Below are 19,752 nucleotides of genomic sequence, written 5' to 3'. Positions count from 1 at the left end.
ACTGATACACATCAATAGAGAGCCAGTCTTCCTTTCCTCGTTCGATCTGAACAGAGCACGCGACCTAAAAATGTCGCATCTCTATCTTGCCCATCTGTCGCATCTGTATATTGCTGTTATATACGTCGATTGCATAAGATAGATTATGGAACTATCCGATGTAAAGCCTGCGTGAGAACTGACTAGAAAGCCGATGCCATTATGAAAGCTGCCCTTGCTTTCGAGGACATGCCACCAGCGTGAATATCAGCGGTGCCGTGCGATATAGAGATGTCCTGGAACCGGCGCTCCCTGTTCACTGCGAACGACAATATCTTCGCAGCGGACGCAGTCCATATCATGGTTGTCGAGCATCGCACGCACATAGGATTGTGCGTGTGCAAAGCGCTGATAATCACCGACCATGAATGCGCGTCCGGCAAGTCGCGCATCGTCCAATGTCTCGCTTGAAAAGCCGAAATGTCCGCCTGACGACAGATGTGCGGCGACACCCGCGAAGAATTTGTCGAGTTCGCCCATATATGGCAGGACGTCGGTGGCGACGATCAGGTCCCATTGCGGTTCGTTGGTGGTCTCGAGAAAGCGTACGGCTTCGCCGACAAACAGCGCCTGATAATCGCCTTTCTCGTAAGCGACTTCGATCATGTTTTCAGAAATATCGACGCCCGTCTTATGTCCGGCCATGTCGTCGAGCGCGTCGGCGGATAAACCGGTGCCGCAGCCGAGATCAAGCATGCGTTCTGCGAAAAACTCCTCGTCCAGTTCAAGGAGCATTTCGCGCAGCTGCAGCGGAACGTCATAGCCAAGCTGGTCTACAAGGATTGTGTCAAACATTTCGGCGTGCTGATCGAAAAGCGTGGACACATAGGCATCCGGCGCCTTTAACGGCACAGCGCCGCGTCCCATGCTCGCAAGCCGCACGGCAGCGCCGCCATGGTCATCAGGATCGATGCGCAGCACATCCTCATATGCCTTGGCGGCAGCATCGAAATCGCCAGCCTTTTCCAGAGCGAGAGCCCGGTTATAGGCTTCTGCTAGTGCTTCCTGATCAAAAGCCTGGGCATCGTTCTTTGCCATTGATTTCTGCCTTCTCCGCCTTGCACTGCGCACGTGCAAAGACAGCGCAACAATTGCGCACATTTCGTTAGAATATTTGAAGGCCGGAATCCCGTAATCGCGGAGCCAGCCCCTGCCCGTTCTCCTACGCCGATCCAATTGCACTCGCAAGCGCATTATGGAAAGGTTTGTTTCCGTTTTAAATAAAACAGATAAATCTAATATTGTTTATAATTTCCATTGGAAAAAATAATCGATGGAAATATAAAATCGTAATGGTAGCGTCATGATACTTTACGGGCATTTACATCATTATATCATTTAACTGTAATGAGGCTCAGGTGCGCAGTTCAATTTTGAAATTATTGGTCTTTCTGGCTGCTGTTGCCGCGAGTATCAATCTCGCTCGCGCTGATGCAGAACAGGAACTGGCCAAAAAACTCGCCAACCCCATTTCAAGCCTCATCAGTGTTCCTTTCCAGCAGAATTACGACTGCTGCTTCGGCCCCAAGGATGCTTACCGATATTCACTCAACATTCAGCCTGTCATTCCGTTTTCGCTGAATGAGGACTGGAACCTTATCGTCCGCACAATTGTGCCCGTCGTCTATCAGGAGGCTCCAGCGGCCGGTTTCGACAGTCGTTTTGGTCTGAGCGACACAGAACAGAGTTTCTTCCTTTCGCCCGCGCAGTCTCTGGACGGTATAACCTGGGGCGTTGGCCCCGTGTTTCTGTGGCCGACCGCCACCAGCAGCGAGCTTGGCACCGGCAAATGGGGGGCAGGCCCGACAGGTGTCATCCTCAAGCAGCATGGCGGCTGGACCTATGGCGCACTGGCCAACCATATATGGTCCTATGCCGGGCACAGCGACCGTGAGGCTGTCAGCCAGAGCTTTGCCCAGCCGTTTCTCACCTATACTTTTCCCGATACGACAGCGCTGAGCCTTTCGTCGGAGTCCTCCTATGACTGGACCTCGGAGCAGTGGACCGTGCCGATCAACGCGGGCATATCGAAGGTTTTCAAGTTCGGAGAACAACGGGTCAGCCTCGGTGTTTCTGCGCGGTATTATGCGGAAGCACCGTCGGACGGGCCCAAATGGGGCGCCCGCTTCGTAACGACGTTTCTATTTCCGGAAAATAGGAGAACGCCCTACTCCGCGGCAGCCGTAACACGTTCGTCGTGATCTTTATGGTCGGCCAGTTTTCTGGCGATCACTGCGCAGGCCATGAGCTGTATCTGATGAAAGAGCATCAGCGGCAAAACGATGCTGCCGACATTCGCACCGGCAAAAATGGCGCTCGCCATTGGTGCGCCGCTGGCGAGGCTTTTCTTCGAGCCGCAGAACATGATCGTGATGCGGTCGGGCCGGTTGAAGCCCAGCCATTTACTTCCGTACCAGGTCGCAAGCAGCACGGCGACCAGCAGGACGATATTGACGCCCACCATCATGCCAAGATCGTCCCAGGACACGGTACGCCAAAGGCCTTCAACCACGGCCTCGCTGAAAGCCAGATAGACCACCATCAGGATGGAGCCGCGATCGACGAAACCGAGCGCCTTGCCGTGGCGCCGCATGAAACTCCCGATCCAGGGTTGCAGGATTTGCCCGAGCACGAATGGCGCCAGCAGTTGGAGCAGGATGGATTCAAGCGCGTCGACCGATATTCCACCGCCGCCTTTGACCGCAAACAACAGGCCGACCAGCAACGGTGTGAGAAACATGCCGAAAATGTTTGACGCTGACGCCGACACGATTGCCGCCGAAACGTTGCCGCCCGCAATTGAGGTGAAGGCGATCGACGACTGGACCGTCGAAGGCAGAACGCAAAGAAAGAGGATGCCAGTAAAAAAGGCCGACTGCGACAGTCCAGGAACGGACCATCCCGCCGCCAGACCGAGGATAGGAAACAGGATGAACGTCGATGAGAGCACCGCCAGATGCAGTCTCCAGTGCGTTATGCCTGCAACGACAGCCTCTCGCGATAGCCGGGCACCATGCAGGAAGAACAGGAGCCCGACAGCAAATTTGGTCGCCAGTGCAAACCACTCTGCAAATTCACCATGTACGGGTAGCACCGACGCAAACAGGATGGTCACGATCAGCATGCTGGTGAATTTGTCAGGCAGGAAACGCATCATATCGTCCAATCTCGCGGCATTTCAAAAGTCTCGGGAGGAGTTGCAATCCCCCCGATGTCCGGAAACAGCTCGCAATTTCAAGAGCGGGCCCGAACTATGAACTAATTCGGACCTGTCCGGTTCATTCGTAGCCGTTGGGGTTCTTCGATTGCCAATGCCACATGTCCTGGCACATCTCGCGCAGGTTCTTCTCCGCTGACCAGCCGAGGAAGTCGCGGGCAAAGGTTGGATCGGCGTAGCATTCCGCCACGTCGCCAGGACGACGCGGTGCGATCTCATATTTGATCTCGCGGTTGGAGACATGCTCGAAGGCCTTGACCACATCGAGAACGCTATAGCCCTGCCCCGTGCCCAGATTGACCGAGAAGCACTGCGGCTCATCAAGCTTCTTGAGCGCTTTCAGATGCCCCGCAGCCAGATCGACCACATGGATATAGTCGCGAACGCCGGTGCCGTCAGGCGTCGGATAGTCATTGCCCCAGACATTCAGTTTCTCGCGGCGGCCGGTCGCGACCTGCGCGATGATCGGCATCAGATTATTCGGAATGCCCTTCGGGTCTTCACCGATCAGGCCGCTCTCATGCGCGCCAACCGGGTTGAAATAGCGCAGGATGGCGATCTTCCAGCTATTGTCGCCATTATAAATATCGCGAAGCATGTCTTCGATGACGAGCTTGGTGCGACCGTAGGGATTCGTCGCCGTCAGCGGCTGGTCTTCGGTGATAGGTAGTTTCTGCGGATCGCCATAGACCGTGGCCGACGAACTGAAAACCAGCGTTTTGACGCCCGTGGCCTCCATGGCTTGCAACAGTCGGAGTGTCCCGACCACGTTGCAATCATAATAGAGCATCGGCTTTTCGCTCGATTCTCCCACAGCCTTCAGACCGGCGAAGTGAATGACGGCGGTGCATTTGTGATGCCGGATCACCTGTTCCAGAAAGGCGCGGTCACGAATATCACCTGCTTCACGGCGTGGCGTGCGCCCGGTAATCTGTTCAATGCGATGCAGGGCTTCCGGGTGGCTGTTATCAAAATTATCGACCACAACGACGTCGTGGCCTGCCTCGATGAGCTGAACGCAGGTGTGCGAACCAATATAGCCGGCACCGCCAGTCACAAGAATTGTCATCGTTTATGTATCCGCTTGTTGAACATACCGCCCCGATGTGCGATCCCCGGCTGACTATGCAAAATCAGTAACAGACTTCAAGCCATCCGGCACGATTCTCTCGAATTGACAGACACGGATTAGCCAAGTTTGATGGAGCGAAGATGAAACCATCCCGCAATATTGATCGCTTGCTGGAAATCATGGCAGCGCTTCGCGACCCGGAAACCGGCTGTCCGTGGGATGTGGAACAGAGTTTCGAATCCATCATGCCCTATACGCTCGAGGAAACTTATGAGGTCCTCGATGCCATAGAGCGCAACGATATGGACGATCTGCGTGAAGAGCTTGGCGACCTGTTGTTGCAGGTGGTGTTTCATTCGCGCATGGCCGAGGAACAGGGCAGCTTTGCATTCGGCGATGTTGTCGAAGCCATCACGCATAAGATGATCAGACGACATCCGCACGTTTTTGGTGACGCCGAAGCCAGAAGCGCTGGCATGGCCAAGGGGTCGTGGAACCGCATCAAGGCAGAAGAAAAAGCCGAGCGGGCCGAGCGGCGCTCCAAACTTGGACTTGAAACGACAGAAAAGAACGGCTTCCTGGATGATATTCCGCAAGCCTTCCCCGCCCTGCTCCGCGCCCTGAAACTTCAGCAGAAAGCTGCGAAAGTCGGATTCGACTGGTCTGAAGCGGCGCCGATTCTCGACAAGATCGCCGAAGAAACCGCAGAGCTCAAGGAAGCAATGGCGGCACAGGAACGCGGAAATATCGAAGAGGAATATGGCGACCTGCTGTTTGCCATGGTCAATCTTGGCCGCCATCTCGAAATCGACGCAGAAACCGCACTTGTCGCCGCCAATGAAAAGTTCAAGCGGCGGTTCCATTTCATCGAAAAGACACTCGGTGAAGCCGGTAGCGATCTCGACGCTGCTACTCTCGACGAAATGGAAGCAATCTGGGGTGAAGCGAAGAAAAAGGGCCTTTAGGGCGAGGTTCTGTCAGGTTGGATCGCCCCCTCAAAGCTTTTGCCTGAAGGCGGGCTCCCGCTCTCTGGAACCATGCTCCCATGACGCCTATTTCTCGTCTTCCCATTTTGGTCTGAACATCTGATAGACGCTTTCCGTCGTGGAAAAATCCATGTAGCCCAGCCTGCTGACAGGTCTGGTCTTGGCAATATCGATGAGACCATCGGTCAAGACCTGTTCATCGATATGGACGCCGACGACTTCGCCAATCACCATGTAATTGTCGGTCAGCCTGCCCTCTTTATCCTGCAATCGCTTGATCTCCACCGCAACGCATTCAAGCGCGGCGTAGGCTTCGTTGACGCGCGGTGCTGCGATAAGCCTGCTTGCTGCCCTGGTGAGACCCGCGTAGTCGAACTCGCTGACGCCGCGCGGGGCGTTGACGGATGACGCATTCATCTGCGTTCTCAAATGATCGCTCACCAGATTTGCGGTGAACTCACCGGTCTGCTCGATGAACGAAACGCTGTCCTTCGCACCGTTCGAGGAAAACATGACCATGGGCGGCGTGTCGCAGATCGCGTTGAAGAAGGAATAGGGCGCGAGGTTGACTGCTCCCTCCTTCGATTGCGTCCCTATCCAGCCAATGGGGCGTGGAGCCACGATCGCCTTGAACGGATTATGGGGCAGCGGGTGCCCTTCCCTCGGTTCGTAAAACATAAGCCTGTCCGTTGATTAGCAAAGGTTATTAAAGCCGATTCTAGGCTTGCTCCCACGGGCCGGAATATTCCGATACGATCTTGTCCATATCCGCTCTCGGACGTTCCGGCATCTTGTTTGCTGCCGTTCCGACATGAACGAAGCCGGCAACGCGTTCATGGGGCGTCAGCCCCAGAAATGCGCGGGCGGGCGCGTCATCGGCATACCAGTTTGTAATCCAGTTGGTAGCGTATCCAAGCGCATTGGCAGCGGTGCAAAGGTTCATCGCTACAGCCCCGGCGGAAAGAAATTGTTCCCATTCCGGAATACGCTCGTGGGCGACGGGTGATGACACGACGCCAACGACGAGCGGCGCGCGAGAAAAGCGCGTCAGCTCTTTTTCCTTGCGACCTTCCGGAAGCGGACCTTCAATTTCTTCGGCACGCCGGGCCAGATATTCGCCAACCCTGACACGTGCATCGCCACGATAGAGGATGAAACGCCACGGCGTCAGACGTCCGTGGTCCGGCACGCGCGCGGCGACTTTCAGCAGTGCTGCTAGTTCCTCGCCCTCGGGTGCCGGTTCGGTAATCGCCGAAATCGGGGTGGAACTGCGCTGCGCCAGAAAATCGAATACCGGGTGGGCCACGGATAACCTCATCACTAAAATGCTGCTTATATTGCTCCACTTATTTGGGGCTGCCTCTTCTCGCCCGTTGCACCCGAACTGTAAAGTCAAAATTCAAGGATGGAACAATTGCAGGAATTTGCAAAAATGCGGGCTCCGAAAGCGATTTGGCCTTGAATTCGCCACCCGCATGGGCTCAAAAATACAGCATGTCGGATTGCTTGAACCTGCTATATTCAACGAGAAAAACGGCCCTCGGGAGAGGATCGCTTCTATCAGCGATTATGCTTGCCGTCAGTGCAGTGCCATCGGTGGCTCAGGGCCTCGATCCGCAGACACATATTCCGCAATTGCAGACCACGACGACCGGACTGCCCGATTTGCCGCAACCGGCGCTCAATCTTCCGACGCTGAACAATTACGCCTCCCCCTCAAGTCCCGAGAACAATCCGCTCGCCCAGACGCGGGAACTCGATCTCAAGGCGCGACTGAGTGAGGACGGCGGAGACATCCCGGCAGGGCTTGTGTGGCGTGTATTCTCGCCCGATGTCGGAGCTGATGGTCAATTGCCGCTTATCGCGAGCGCACAGGGCGGCGGCGCAGTTTTCAACCTGCCCGAAGGCAGCTATCTCGTGCATGTCGCCTATGGGCGCGCGGGTGCCACAAAGCGGATCACGGTTGGAAATGCGACGCGCCATGAAGTGATGATGCTGGATGCCGGTGGGATGAAGCTTAGCGCTATCCTGCCCGATGGCGGCAAGATCAACAATGATCTCCTGCGTTTCTCGATTTATGCCGACGAGGACAATAGTGACCGTTCGCTGATCGTCCCCGACGTCAAGCCGAACACGATCATCCGCCTCAACAGCGGCACCTATCACGTTGTTTCCAACTATGGCTCGGCGAACGCCATCATCCGTGCGGATATTCGGGTGGAGGCCGGCAAACTGACCGAAGCGACCGTTCAGCATCGTGCTGCGGAAGTGACGTTGAAGCTTGTGCGCGAGCGCGGCGGCGAAGCGCTCGCAGACACATCCTGGTCTATCCTCAACGCTTCCGGCGATGTGGTGCGCGAAAGCGCCGGTGCCTATTCATCAATGGTTCTCATCGAAGGCGATTATGTTGCAGTCGCCAAGAACAAGGACCGCATTTATCAGCGTGATTTCAAGGTATCGTCCGGCAAGAACGAGGAAGTTGAAGTCGTCGCCAATGGCGAATCCGAACCTGCTCAGGACAGTATGGATTAGGCTCTCCCCGCCTTAAAAAATCAAAGGCCGCGCAGTGCGCGGCCTTTTTTATCATCAATTGCCATTCTTCAGACGCAGCAGATCGGGCGGCGTTGCCTCTTCCACAAGGCGCGCGATGGCTTCGTCGAGCGTCATCGATTCCTGATCCCGGGAACCGAGACGGCGCATATTGACGGTGTTTTCCTCCGCCTCGCGCTTGCCGCAAACCAGAATCACCGGAACCTTCTGCAACGAGTGCTCACGGACCTTGTAGTTGATCTTCTCGTTGCGCAGATCGGTTGCGACCTGCAATCCGGCGGCCTTCAGCTTGGCGGCAGCCTGTGCGGCATATTCATCGGCGTCCGAGGTGATCGTGGCAACGACAACCTGCACCGGCGCGAACCACAACGGCATGTGACCGGCGAAGTTCTCGATCAGAATGCCCAAAAAGCGTTCCATCGAACCGCAGATCGCACGGTGGATCATCACCGGCTGGCGCTTTTCCGAATCCTTGTCGATATAGAAGGCGCCGAAGCGTTCCGGCAGGTTGAAATCGACCTGCGTTGTGCCGCACTGCCATTCACGGCCGATGGCATCCTTCAGCGTATATTCGAACTTCGGCCCGTAGAACGCGCCCTCGCCTGGCAGGACGCCGGTCTTGATGTTGTTGGACTGCTGCTGGATCTGATCCAGCACCGACATCATCACGCTTTCTGCACGATCCCATAGGTCGTCCGACCCCACGCGCTTTTCAGGACGGGTGGACAGTTTGATGGTGATCTCCTCGAAGCCGAAATCCTTGTAGACCGACAGGATGAGATCGTTGATGCGCAGGCACTCCGCCGCCATCTGCTCTTCGGTGCAGAAGATATGCGCATCGTCCTGCGTAAAGCCGCGCACACGCATCAGCCCATGCAATGCGCCGGACGGTTCGTAGCGATGCACATTGCCGAATTCAGCAAGCTTGATCGGCAGATCGCGATAGGATTTCAGGCCGTGCTTGAATATCTGCACATGGCCGGGGCAGTTCATCGGTTTCAACGCGAACACGCGATCATCGTCGGTTTCATCCCCGGCGACGGTCACCTTGAACATGTTGTCGCGATACCAGCCCCAGTGACCGGAGGTTTCCCACAGCGACTTGTCCAGCACCTGCGGCGCGTTCACTTCCTGATAGCCGTGGCTGTCGAGGCGGCGGCGCATATAGCTCACCAGGTTCTGGAACATCTTCCAGCCCTTGGCGTGCCAGAACACGACGCCCGGCCCTTCTTCCTGGAAATGGAACAGGTCCATTTCACGGCCAAGGCGGCGGTGATCGCGCTTTTCGGCTTCTTCAAGCATATGGAGATAGGCCTGAAGATCGTTATCGTTCGCAAAGGCAGTGCCATAGATGCGGGTCAGCATCGGATTGTTGGCATCGCCGCGCCAATAGGCGCCGGCAACCTTCATCAGCTTGAAGGAATTGCCGATCTGGCCTGTCGAGGCCATGTGCGGCCCGCGGCAGAGGTCGAACCAGTCGCCCTGATAATAGATCTTGAGATCCTGCCCGGCCGGAATGGCGTCAACCAGTTCCACCTTGTAGTTTTCGCCTTTGTCGGCAAAAACCTGCTTAGCCTTTTCGCGCGACCAGATTTCCTTGGTGAACGGCTTGTTGCGCTGAATGATCTCGCGCATCTTCTTTTCGATCACCGGAAGATCGTCGGGCGTGAAAGGTTCATTGCGCGCGAAGTCGTAATAGAAGCCGTTTTCGATGACAGGACCGATGGTAACCTGCGTGCCCGGAAAGAGCTCCTGCACGGCTTCTGCCAGAACGTGCGCCGTGTCGTGGCGGATCAGTTCGAGCGCGCGCGGGTCTTCGCGGGTCAGAATTTCGACCTTGCCGGAAGCGCCGAGGGGATCGCAAAGATCGCGCACGGTGCCATCGACGGCGTAGGCAACAGCTTTTTTGGCAAGTGATTTGGAAATCGATTCCGCGAGGCCCGCGCCGGTCATCGACGCATCGTATTCACGCACAGAGCCATCGGGAAATTGCATGGAAACGGTATTCGACATTCTAGTCATCCTTATCCAGTCCCGCCAACGATTGCGGGTGGGGTTCATGCGTATGAAATGAAGGTTGGGTTCTAGTCTTTTTCGCCCGGTCAGTAAAGCGCGACACGCTGACAGCGTCAGGTCGCGCTTATCGACGTTGAAAAGAATAAATCAGTTCCGGATCGGCAGGCAATCAATCTTCTGCTGCTTCAGTTGAGCGCATGCCTTTTCGGCGGAGGCCGAATCCTTGAAGCCGGAGAAACGCGCGCGATAGACCTTGCGACGCTTTTCGGCCGGAGAAATTTCAGCCTTCAGCCCCGGCGCGACCTTGTCGACCGCAGGTCGATACCTGGCCAGCAGTTGCTTTGCGCCGTCAAGCGTCGGCGGAGCGCCAAGCTGGATCGTCCAGGCCGATGCGCCAGCGGCAGAGGCGATCAGGAACCCGCCATCGCCCTGCTCGATGCGCGAATCGTCGATCAGCCCGGCGACTGCGTCGGCTTTCGGCTGGGCTGCGGCTGTTTGCTTCGCGACAGGCTGCGGCTTGGCCATTGCAACAAGCTGCCCCTTGGTATCGGCGCCTTCGGTGCTGAATCGTGTCAGAAGCTTCGCCATCTGGTCGTCGCGCTGCCGCGCCGATCCGGCGCCAAGAACAACGCCGACAAGATGCTTGTCGTTGATGATAGCCGAGGAAACGAGATTATAGCCGGACACGTCCGTATAGCCGGTCTTGATGCCGTCGACCCCCTGATAGCGGTACATCAGGGTGTTGTGACCGTTCAGGACACGATTGCGGAACGTGAAGGAGCGCGTGGAAAAAAGCGCATATTGTTCCGGAAAGTCGCGACGCAGGCTCATGCCGAGAATTGCCATGTCGCGAGCGGTGGTAAGCTGTGTGGCCTTGGCAGTCAGGCCCGAAGGATTGACGAAGAAGGTGCTCTTCATGCCGATCTGGCGCGCCCGTTGCGTCATCAGGCGACCGAAAGCGGCTTCCGATCCCGCCATATACTCGCCCATTACGGTTGCCGCATCATTGGCCGATATGACGATCATGCCATAGATGGCGTCGTGCACGGTGATGGTTTCGCCCGGCTTCAGCCAAAGCTTCATGCGTACCTTGGATGCGGCGTTCTTCGAAATGGGCATTGCATCGTCCCAATGCAGCCGGCCGGTCTTGAGCGCCTCAAAAGCGAGATAAAGCGTCATCATTTTCGCCAGCGAAGCAGGCGCATGCTGAATATTGGCGTCGTCCTGACCGAGAATCCGTCCGCTATCGGCATCGAAAACCACCCAGGAGGTGCTCGCCATGGACGCGGATGTACAAAGCAAACCTGCACCAAGCGCAAAGGATGCAATGAGACGCGAAAGGCGGGACGATGATTTCAGCATAACAGCTCGCAGGAATATGAACGCCGAGGGGGACATGCAGGCAAATTGCGGCCCGAAAAAGACCACAGCACTGCCTTAAATTCCAATTCTCAATGAAACGTTGATATCCTTAATGAATTATAATCAGCTAACAAAAAACTGTCAGAAATCTCCGTGCGGTGATGAGCACCGCCAGTAGCGCCAGGGCAGATACCATTTCAGTTCAGTGGGAAGCGTTCGGGGTACGGGATCGAATCCGTGTGTGCCGAATGGCCCGCAGCGCATGACGCGAAACAGTCCCATCCAGCCGCCGCTCCACAGTCCGTGACGTGCGATGGCTTCGTAGGCATATTCGGAACAGGTCGGCAGATGCCGGCAGGAATTGCCGATGAGGGACGATAATGTCACCTGATAGAATCGTACGAATGCCGTGCCGATCAGCCTTCCCGGCGTCTTGCGCCAGGGATCGGTAAAGTTCCTGCTATAGCGTTTTGGCGGCCCCTCGCCCGCATGATCCTTGCCGCAAGAACACATCAGGCAGCTTTGGCCTTCTCCTCTATCTGCCGGATGCAATCGACAACCGCATCGAAGGTCAGCAGCGTGGAGGCATGGCGCGCCTTGTATTCGCGCACTGGCTCGAAATATTTCAGATCGGCAAAGCGCCCTTCCGGTGCCGGGCCTTCTTCCTTGAGCATCTTGTACATTTCATCGCGAACGGCTTTCAGCTCCTCCGCGGAAGCGCCGATGATATTGCGCGCCATGACGGACGAGGAAGCCTGTCCAAGCGCGCAGGCCTTCACCTCATGCGCGAAATCCGTCACGACGCCATCAGCCATTTTCAGATAGACGGTAACGGTCGAGCCGCACAGCTTGGAATGCACCTTGGCAACCGCGTCCGGTTCGGGAAGACGCCCCAGGCGCTCCATGTTTCCGGCGAATTCCAGGATGCGTTTGTTGTAAATATCATCGATCATAGAGGCGACCTTCCGCCGTGCCGGAGAAAAACATAAATTTGTCGCCCGGCTGCGGTTTGAAGTTGCAATTTATTGTCTATATAATAGGCAAGTAGCGTCTGCGCCATGGGTAACAATAGCACAGACCCCGGGGCAGTCGCACGAAAACCTGTCCGGTGACCGTAAGCGCCGGATCAATACATCGCCCGCTCGCAAAGCGTATCGTTGTATTGTCCGTTTAACTCGTCTCCTCCTTGAAGGAGACTACTGGAGAATACTGATGGACGCTCGCATCCTCAAAGAAGATGACGAATCCGGCCTGCCGAACAAGCAGGCAGATGTAACTCTTTTGCATGGCAAGCCGACGCAGGCCGATGCGGAAGCGGCGGTACGCACGCTTTTGCTTTGGGCTGGAGACGACCCGGAGCGCGAAGGCCTTCTGGAAACGCCGAAGCGTGTGGCCAAGGCTTATAAGGAACTGTTCGCAGGGTATACGGAAAGCCCGGAAGAAGTCCTCGGTACGGTTTTCGAGGAAGTCGGCGGCTATAACGATCTCGTTCTCGTAAAGGACATCTCGTTCCATTCGCATTGCGAGCACCATATGGTGCCGATCATCGGCAAGGCCCATGTCGCCTATCTGCCCGATCACAAGGTGGTTGGTCTTTCCAAGATTGCCCGCGTCGTGGATATTTTCGCGCGCCGCCTGCAGACGCAGGAAAGCATCACTGCGCAGATCGCCGACAGTATCCAGCGCATTTTGAAGCCTCGCGGCGTTGCCGTCATGATCGAGGCGGAGCATATGTGCATGGCCATGCGCGGCATCCGCAAGCAGGGTTCGACGACCATCACCACCACTTTTACCGGCGAAATGCAGATAAATGCGGAGGAGCAGGTTCGCTTCATGACCCTGACCCGCAGATAAGCGGCTGAAATGAGCTTCTTTCCCGCACAGCCTTCCGACAAGAAGGCCATAGAAGAAGGCGCGGCATTCATGCCGCGCTTCGATGCATCGGGCCTCATCACCGCTGTCGTTACCGATGCGCGTGACGGCGAATTGCTGATGGTCGCCCATATGAATGAGGAAGCGCTGCGGCTCACCCTCGAAACGGGAATTGCGCATTACTGGTCACGCTCGCGTTCCACGCTCTGGAAGAAGGGCGAGACGTCGGGCAACCTGCAAAGCGTGGTCGAGTTGCGCACCGATTGCGATCAGGACGCGCTCTGGCTGAAAGTACGCGTTGCAGGCGATGGACCCACCTGCCACACAGGACGCCGCTCCTGCTTCTATCGGCAGGTTATTGCCGAGAACGGCGATATTTCCCTGGCCGTTGAAGGCTCCTGCGATCACGGGCACTAACCCCGGTCAAAAGGATGTGATGGCGCGAATATGAGTCGCGCCATCAATTCGCAGCATTTATTCTTTGGATACTATGTTTCACTAACGTGAAGCTGTTCCCGCCAAACGGAACTGTCGGAATCGTTTTAGCTATTTGCCTGTGCATTTCCTGACGCAAACCGTTTGCCCTTTTACCGGGCTCTTTTGCCGGAAGTGCTTCGGGCGGAAACGAAGAGGTGTCCATCGTGATGCTTGCATGGGGGCAGAAGCGGAAGGCTGCGAATAACGACCTTGCTCTGCCAGCAGAAGAATCCGCTGAAAAGCCTGAAATCAAGCGAGACCCGCGCCGGATAGCCCTGGCGCTGGGCGGTGGCGCTGCACGCGGCTGGGCCCATATCGGCGTGCTGCGCGCGCTGGACGAAGCCAATATCGATATCGAGATGATCGCCGGCACGTCGATCGGCGCGCTTGTTGGCGGCTGTTATCTGGCCGGAAAGCTGGACGAACTGGAAGAGTTCGCCCGCAGTCTTACCCGGCGGCGCATGTTCAATCTTCTCGACATTACATTTCGCGGCAGCGGGCTGTTCGGCGGCATGAAACTGGACGGTCGCCTGCGTGAGCATCTGGATGGGCTGCGCATCGAGGAACTGGATCGTCCCTTTGTTGCGATCTGCACCGAGTTGCGCACCGGGCACGAAATCTGGCTGTCCTCCGGCCCTCTGGTGGAAGCGATGCGCGCCTCCTACGCCCTGCCCGGCGTTTTCGAGCCCGTGCGCTGGCAGGAACGTGTGCTGGTCGACGGCGCACTGGTCAATCCCGTGCCGGTATCCGTATGCAGGGCTTATGAGCAGCGCCTCGTTCTGGCGGTCAACCTCCACTACGACCAGTATGGTCGCGCGGCGGTCATCAAACACGCGCAAACCCGGCAGGACAGTCTTACCGACGCAATCCATGGCGAGAAGGAAGCGCGTCTCGGCATTACCGGCGTGATGATGGAAGCCTTCAACATCATTCAGGATCGTATATCGCGCGCCCGCATGGCTGGCGACCCGCCGGACGTCACGCTGATGCCGATCGTGGGACAGATCGGGCTTGCCGATTTCCATCGCGCATCCGAAGCCATCGATGCCGGATATACAGAAACGCTGAAGCGCCTTGAGGATATCAAGCGCCTGCAGGGCATCGCCGGCTGATTTTCGACAGCCGAAACGAATCCGGGGGAATCGGTTTCACCGGATTCGCTTCCCGTTGCTCCCTTGAGCTTGGTCGCTGACCGCCGCGCATCCGCTTGATGACGTTTTTCAGAAATTTTTCTGATTTGTGGAAGTCTTTGAAAAAGCCCGGAAATTCGGGGTTTCTTTCCCTTCTGTCGTGATTGAGCACAAGCTTTTTCACATTCTTTTTCAAAAAGATTGCCGGAAGATGCAGATGGGGCTTGTGCACCCCAAAGTGATTTGCTAAATGCCCACTCGCCGACGGAGTTCGGCTCCTACCACGGGCGGTCGTGGCGGAATTGGTAGACGCGCAGCGTTGAGGTCGCTGTGGGGCAACCCGTGGAAGTTCGAGTCTTCTCGACCGCACCATCTTCTCTCAAGAACAATTTAAAATACTTTCCCCGCAAGGGGTTAAAGTCGTTTCTTGATTAGAAACTTTCACTTCTCTTCAATGCATTGCAAACGAAAACGCGCCCTTCAAGGAAGAGCGCGCCGATAAAGTTTCGGGTTTTCGTTCAGCTTTTTCCGATCTCCGAGAGGATCGCGTCGCTGTGTTCACCAAGCTTCGGGGAACGGTTGTCGAGCTTCAGTTCGGCATCAGAGAAGCGAATGGGTGTGCGCAGGCCGGGAACACCTTGCGGGTCTATTCTCATCCCTCTCGCCTCGAATTGCGGGTCTGCGAACACATCGGCCACCGTGTTGATCGGGCCGGCAGGCACGCCGATTCTGGCAAGCTCGGCCAGAAGATCGTCGCGCTTCCACGCTCGGGTCTTTTCTTCCAGAAACGCCGTCAGGGCCGCCCGGTTGGCCACGCGCGCCGAATTGCTGACGAAGCGCTCGTCGGTAGCGATATCACCGATACCGAGCAGTGAAGTCAGTTTTCCGAACTGTCCGTCGTTGCCGCAGGCGATGATGAAATAGCCATCGGAAACGGGTAGCGTCTGATAGGGCGCGATGTTGGGATGCGCATTGCCCATGCGCTTCGGCGATACGCCGGACGCCAGATAGTTCATTGCCTGATTGGCAAGCACCGCCGACATGCAGTCGAACAGCGCCATATCGATATGCTGGCCGGTGCCGGTGCGCTCCCGCATGATGAGGGCTGACTGAATTGCAATCACGCTGTAGAGGCCGGTGAAAATGTCGGCGAAAGCCACACCGATCTTCTGCGGCTCCCGGTCCGGTTCACCGGTCAGATCCATGATGCCGCCCATGCCCTGGATCATGAAATCGTAGCCTGCGCGTTCCGCATAAGGGCCTGTATGGCCGAAACCGGTGATCGAGCAGTAGATCAGGCGCGGATTGGTGGCCTTCAGGCTCTCATAGTCGAGGCCGTATTTGTCGAGGCCGCCCAGCTTGAAGTTTTCGATGACGACGTCGGCGTCAGCCACGAGCTGGCGGACCAGTTCCCTGCCCTCTTCAGTGCGGAAGTCGGCTGTGATCGAGCGCTTGCCGCGGTTGCAGGCGTGGAAATAGGCAGCAGACCGTTCGCCTTCCACATCGATGAAAGGCGGGCCCCATTTGCGCGTATCGTCGCCCTCGGGGCTTTCAACTTTGATGACATCGGCTCCCAGATCGGAGAGCGTCTGCCCCACCCATGGCCCGGCAAGAATGCGCGCCAGTTCTACCACTTTGAGACCGTCAAGCGGTGTGTTCTGCATTTTCTGCAATCCCATACAAAAATAAAGAGGCCCGCCCGCGAACTGCGAACGGGCCCGAATGGAAGGCTTGACTGGAGCATGTCTCCCGAAAATGGGAACCGGTTTCGGGTTAAAGACATGCGTAAAAACAAATGGATAGAGCATTTCCAACGACTGATGAAAAACAGGAAATGCTCTAACAGCTATCAGAAGAAAGCCTGAATGCCGGTCTGGGCGCGGCCCAGGATCAACGCATGAACGTCATGCGTGCCTTCATAGGTATTTACCGTTTCCAGATTCTGCGCGTGACGCATGACGTGGTACTCGATCTGGATGCCGTTGCCGCCGTGCATGTCGCGTGCCTGACGGGCGATATCCAGCGCCTTGCCGCAATTGTTGCGCTTGACGATGGAGATCATTTCCGGCGCCATCTTGCCTTCGTCGAACAGGCGACCGACGCGCAAGGATGCCTGAAGGCCAAGCGCAATCTCGGTCTGCATGTCGGCGAGCTTCTTCTGATAAAGCTGCGTGCCTGCAAGCGGCTTGTCAAACTGCTTGCGGTCAAGGCCGTATTGACGCGCACGGAACCAGCAATCCTCCGCCGCACCGAGCACGCCCCAGGAAATGCCATAACGAGCGCGATTGAGGCAGCCGAACGGACCCTTGAGGCCGGAGACATTCGGCAGAAGCGCATCTTCCGAAACTTCGACGCCATCCATGACGATTTCACCGGTGATCGATGCACGCAGCGAAAGCTTGCCGCCGATCTTCGGCGCGGAAAGACCCTTCATGCCCTTTTCGAGAACGAAGCCGCGAATGGCGTTGTCATGCGCGGCAGACTTGGCCCAGACGACGAAAACGTCGGCAATCGGCGAGTTCGAAATCCACATCTTGGAGCCGCTGAGACGATAGCCGCCGTCGATCTTTTCCGCCCGGGTCTTCATGCCTGCCGGGTCGGAGCCCGCATCAGGTTCGGTCAAACCGAAGCAACCGATCAGTTCGCCGGATACGAGGCCCGGAAGATATTTCTTGCGCTGTTCCTCGGAACCATAGGCGTAAATCGGATACATCACGAGCGACGATTGCACGCTCATCATGGAGCGATAACCGGAATCGACCCGCTCGACTTCACGCGCTACCAGACCATAAGACACATAGCCTGCATTGGCCGCGCCGTATTCTTCAGGAAGCGTCACGCCCAGAAGTCCAGCCTGCCCCATGAGACGGAAGAGTTCAGGATCGGTCGTCTCGTCCAGATAGGCCTTTTCGACACGAGGCAGCAGAACATCCGTTGCGAAAGCCTTGGCCGAGTCGCGGATCATGCGCTCGTCTTCGTTCAGCTGGTCATCCAGCAGAAACGGGTCTTCCCAGCTAAAAGCCGCACGTGACATCAGTGTATTCTCCTCAATGAAAATTTGCAGGAAATATGGACCGTGCCGCAGTTCGGTGCAATCGACGTTTACTCATCGATCTATTCCATTTAGTAATGGATGATGACTTCGATCTCCCGACGCCTGCTTCCTTCCACCAGTGCGCTTGCCGCCTTCGATGCCGTTGCGCGGCATGAGAGCTTTTCGGCTGCGGCCGAGGAGTTGTCGCTGACGCAAGGCGCGGTGAGCCGACAGATTGCAACGCTTGAAGAACAGCTCGGAACAGCACTTTTCGACCGCACCAGTCGTCATGTTGTGTTGTCGGATGCCGGCCGCGCCTATCTCAAGGCCGTGGGGCCGGCGCTGGCGTCCATTCGGGCCGCCTCACTGCAAGTCATGTCGCAGATGCGCGGTACCACACTCAATCTGGCCTTCCTGCCGACATTCGGGACGCGCTGGCTGATACCGCGCATACCGCGTTTCGTGGCAAAATATCCGGATATCATCCTGAATTTTGCGACCCGTATCGGCCAGTTCGACTTTGATCGCGAAGGGCTGGATGCGGCGATCCATATCGGCCAGCCGGACTGGCCCAATGCCGACAGTGTCTTCCTGATGGATGAAACGGTGGCGCCTGTATGCAGCCCCGCTTTTCTCCAGCAACATCCCGTGCAGGCGCCGACCGATCTTCTGCCGCTCCCTTTGTTCAACATGGCGTCACGACCCGGCGCATGGGATCATTGGTTCAAGAGCCTCGACATCGCCGCCCCGGTTTCTCCGGGGATGCGTTTCGAGCAGTTTTCAAATGTCTCGCAGGCCTGCATTGCCGGTCTGGGCGTGGCACTGATGCCGCTTTTCCTCATACGGGCTGAAATCGAGAACGGACAGCTTGTGGTCGCCTGCCCGCATACGGTCAGAAGCCCGAGCAGCTATTACTTTGTGACGCCGAAGGCTCGTTCGAGCACTCCGGCTGTATCTGCTTTTCGGGACTGGCTGCTCGCGGAAATCAAAAGCGAGAATGCGGCTCACCCGGCCACGAAACCTGCATAGCCGTCGTTCAGGGTCTTGCGCAGGATCGCCGCATAGTCGGCGAAGGAGTGATCGTCCGCGCGTATACGCCCGAATGAGGGGCTGGTGAATTGCCGCATCGGCACGAGCGCAAGCGGCGTCGAAACGGGTGTTAGATGTGCGCCCTGCCCGGCCCGCAATGTCGTCAGGATACCAAACATTTCACCCGTGATGCTCGGGCGGGAGAGGACGGCCATGCGATATTGGCCGGACGTATTCGTGACCAGATAGATGTGCCCCGAAAGATGCGGAACGGAAACCGCTCCCTGTTGCGAGAACGAAACGTCGGAACGTTCCCGCTCACGAAAATTGAGATGCCCAGCGTCGAAATCCCAACCGATTTCCGTGATGTAGGCGAAGAGCGCCTTGTCCTCGCCGAAGGACGGACGCAAGGTGAGGTAATCGCCTTCGAGCCATGAAACCGAGGCGCGCGAATAGGCCCCCAGTTCTTCCGCTGCGTGGCTGTTGCCATTTCTGGTCAGTTGAACGGGAGCTTCACCCGCCTGCTCGCGCAGGGCTACGCCCATTGCCTGTTCGAGCCGGATGATCGTTGCGAGCGTGAAGGGCCTGTGGCCCGACAGTGCCTTTTCCAATGTCGAAAGACTGATCCGCGCTTCATCGGCCAAAAGCTGGCGCGAAATTCGCCGTCTTGCGATTTCCTCACGAACCCGAACGGCAACGCGGGTATTGATCTGGTCGGGAAGGTGAGAGTCCTGATCGGACATGGCTTATCCTGAACTGCGTACTTTTCTTCACAATTCCACACATATGCGTAACGGGCAAGGCGGTTTGCGGAAAGGGACGGCTGAAACTTGGCAAAGCTTACGCTGGAGTGGAAACAGCCGCTCCGGCGACAATGGCTCCAGTTCTTCGAGGTGAACAAGGAGCATGTCATGTCACCCGCGATAAGTCTTTCAAATCATAGCATTGGAGGCGGGGGACTCTCCCGC

Annotated in this window: 20 protein-coding genes and 1 tRNA gene; 8 read left to right on the top strand and 13 right to left on the bottom strand. The window is 56.8% G+C overall.

Features of this window, described 5'->3' with window-relative positions:
* Positions 1-246: 246 nt before the first annotated feature.
* Positions 247-1,077 (bottom strand): methyltransferase, encoded by an 831-nt coding sequence (locus ACS5UA_RS12150; protein ID WP_443101334.1) that lies wholly within the window; start codon positions 1,075-1,077, stop codon positions 247-249.
* Between the two features lie 320 nt (positions 1,078-1,397).
* Here ACS5UA_RS12150 and ACS5UA_RS12145 point away from each other — a divergent pair, with 320 nt between their 5' ends.
* Positions 1,398-2,240 carry a hypothetical protein gene (locus tag ACS5UA_RS12145; protein WP_443101333.1) on the top strand — a complete coding sequence of 281 codons (843 nt, stop codon included), beginning with the start codon at positions 1,398-1,400 and terminating at the stop codon, positions 2,238-2,240.
* On the opposite strand, the gene ACS5UA_RS12140 is transcribed toward ACS5UA_RS12145, so the two are convergent.
* Positions 2,207-3,193, bottom strand: a complete 987-nt coding sequence (locus ACS5UA_RS12140; protein ID WP_075041696.1) for a bile acid:sodium symporter family protein — start codon at positions 3,191-3,193, stop codon at positions 2,207-2,209. The genes ACS5UA_RS12145 and ACS5UA_RS12140 overlap by 34 nt on opposite strands.
* A gap of 124 nt (positions 3,194-3,317) precedes the next feature.
* Positions 3,318-4,325, bottom strand: a complete 1,008-nt coding sequence (gene galE / locus ACS5UA_RS12135; protein WP_021585139.1) for a UDP-glucose 4-epimerase GalE — start codon at positions 4,323-4,325, stop codon at positions 3,318-3,320.
* 143 nt (positions 4,326-4,468) lie between these two features.
* On the opposite strand from galE, the gene mazG reads away from it, so the two are divergent.
* Entirely contained in the window at positions 4,469-5,293 is an 825-nt protein-coding gene (gene mazG, locus ACS5UA_RS12130) for a nucleoside triphosphate pyrophosphohydrolase (protein ID WP_063882340.1), read from the top strand.
* Positions 5,294-5,380: 87 nt separating this feature from the next.
* Here the strand turns inward: mazG and ACS5UA_RS12125 are convergent, their stop codons facing one another.
* Both ACS5UA_RS12125 and ACS5UA_RS12120 read right to left on the bottom strand, forming a co-directional pair.
* Entirely contained in the window at positions 5,381-5,992 is a 612-nt protein-coding gene (locus tag ACS5UA_RS12125; protein ID WP_112669746.1) for a flavin reductase family protein, read from the bottom strand.
* A gap of 40 nt (positions 5,993-6,032) precedes the next feature.
* Entirely contained in the window at positions 6,033-6,620 is a 588-nt protein-coding gene (locus ACS5UA_RS12120) for a nitroreductase family protein (RefSeq protein WP_112669744.1), read from the bottom strand.
* Positions 6,621-6,883: 263 nt separating this feature from the next.
* On the opposite strand from ACS5UA_RS12120, the gene ACS5UA_RS12115 reads away from it, so the two are divergent.
* Positions 6,884-7,846, top strand: a complete 963-nt coding sequence (locus ACS5UA_RS12115; RefSeq protein ID WP_376786465.1) for a hypothetical protein — start codon at positions 6,884-6,886, stop codon at positions 7,844-7,846.
* Between the two features lie 54 nt (positions 7,847-7,900).
* Here ACS5UA_RS12115 and thrS read toward each other — a convergent pair whose 3' ends face one another.
* The 4 genes from thrS to ACS5UA_RS12095 form a co-directional block, all read right to left on the bottom strand.
* Positions 7,901-9,877: a threonine--tRNA ligase gene (gene thrS, locus ACS5UA_RS12110; RefSeq protein ID WP_443101332.1), complete on the bottom strand. Its 1,977-nt coding sequence runs from the start codon at positions 9,875-9,877 to the stop codon at positions 7,901-7,903.
* Between the two features lie 150 nt (positions 9,878-10,027).
* The gene (locus ACS5UA_RS12105) at positions 10,028-11,242 is read right to left on the bottom strand and encodes a D-alanyl-D-alanine carboxypeptidase (RefSeq protein WP_113368756.1); all 1,215 of its coding nucleotides are present in this window, start codon (positions 11,240-11,242) and stop codon (positions 10,028-10,030) included.
* Between the two features lie 141 nt (positions 11,243-11,383).
* Positions 11,384-11,755, bottom strand: a complete 372-nt coding sequence (gene yidD / locus ACS5UA_RS12100) for a membrane protein insertion efficiency factor YidD (RefSeq protein WP_112669736.1) — start codon at positions 11,753-11,755, stop codon at positions 11,384-11,386.
* On the bottom strand, positions 11,755-12,195 hold the full coding sequence (locus ACS5UA_RS12095; RefSeq protein ID WP_006466811.1) for an iron-sulfur cluster assembly scaffold protein: 441 nt from the start codon (positions 12,193-12,195) through the stop codon (positions 11,755-11,757). The genes yidD and ACS5UA_RS12095 overlap by 1 nt, the downstream gene beginning before the upstream one ends.
* A 259-nt stretch (positions 12,196-12,454) precedes the next feature.
* Between ACS5UA_RS12095 and folE the strand changes: the two genes are divergently transcribed.
* From folE to ACS5UA_RS12080, 3 genes are all read left to right on the top strand, one after another.
* On the top strand, positions 12,455-13,096 hold the full coding sequence (gene folE, locus ACS5UA_RS12090) for a GTP cyclohydrolase I FolE (RefSeq protein ID WP_443101331.1): 642 nt from the start codon (positions 12,455-12,457) through the stop codon (positions 13,094-13,096).
* A 9-nt stretch (positions 13,097-13,105) separates the two neighbouring features.
* A complete protein-coding gene (hisI, locus tag ACS5UA_RS12085) occupies positions 13,106-13,531 on the top strand; it encodes a phosphoribosyl-AMP cyclohydrolase (RefSeq protein WP_063882350.1) in 426 nt (141 codons plus the stop codon).
* A 224-nt stretch (positions 13,532-13,755) separates the two neighbouring features.
* Positions 13,756-14,703, top strand: a complete 948-nt coding sequence (locus tag ACS5UA_RS12080) for a patatin family protein (RefSeq protein WP_075041695.1) — start codon at positions 13,756-13,758, stop codon at positions 14,701-14,703.
* On the opposite strand, the gene ACS5UA_RS12075 is transcribed toward ACS5UA_RS12080, so the two are convergent.
* Positions 14,675-14,917 carry a hypothetical protein gene (locus tag ACS5UA_RS12075; protein ID WP_162713451.1) on the bottom strand — a complete coding sequence of 81 codons (243 nt, stop codon included), beginning with the start codon at positions 14,915-14,917 and terminating at the stop codon, positions 14,675-14,677. The two genes, ACS5UA_RS12080 and ACS5UA_RS12075, sit on opposite strands and share 29 nt — an antisense overlap.
* A 91-nt stretch (positions 14,918-15,008) precedes the next feature.
* Between ACS5UA_RS12075 and ACS5UA_RS12070 the strand changes: the two genes are divergently transcribed.
* Positions 15,009-15,093 (top strand) — tRNA-Leu (locus ACS5UA_RS12070).
* A gap of 146 nt (positions 15,094-15,239) precedes the next feature.
* Here ACS5UA_RS12070 and ACS5UA_RS12065 read toward each other — a convergent pair.
* Positions 15,240-16,385 (bottom strand): CaiB/BaiF CoA transferase family protein, encoded by a 1,146-nt coding sequence (locus tag ACS5UA_RS12065; protein WP_075041678.1) that lies wholly within the window; start codon positions 16,383-16,385, stop codon positions 15,240-15,242.
* 185 nt (positions 16,386-16,570) lie between these two features.
* Entirely contained in the window at positions 16,571-17,755 is a 1,185-nt protein-coding gene (locus ACS5UA_RS12060; RefSeq protein ID WP_162718775.1) for an acyl-CoA dehydrogenase, read from the bottom strand.
* Positions 17,756-17,857: 102 nt separating this feature from the next.
* Between ACS5UA_RS12060 and ACS5UA_RS12055 the strand changes: the two genes are divergently transcribed.
* Positions 17,858-18,784 (top strand): LysR family transcriptional regulator, encoded by a 927-nt coding sequence (locus ACS5UA_RS12055; RefSeq protein WP_112669792.1) that lies wholly within the window; start codon positions 17,858-17,860, stop codon positions 18,782-18,784.
* On the opposite strand, the gene ACS5UA_RS12050 is transcribed toward ACS5UA_RS12055, so the two are convergent.
* Positions 18,760-19,527 carry a helix-turn-helix domain-containing protein gene (locus ACS5UA_RS12050; RefSeq protein ID WP_063882353.1) on the bottom strand — a complete coding sequence of 256 codons (768 nt, stop codon included), beginning with the start codon at positions 19,525-19,527 and terminating at the stop codon, positions 18,760-18,762. The two genes, ACS5UA_RS12055 and ACS5UA_RS12050, sit on opposite strands and share 25 nt — an antisense overlap.
* Positions 19,528-19,752 lie beyond the last annotated feature (225 nt).

The organism is Brucella sp. RRSP16 (genome assembly GCF_052246815.1).
Taxonomy (GTDB): Bacteria; Pseudomonadota; Alphaproteobacteria; order Rhizobiales; family Rhizobiaceae; genus Brucella; species Brucella intermedia.
Note: the sequence above shows the minus strand (reverse complement) of the source record. Positions and strands in the feature narration are given on the sequence as shown.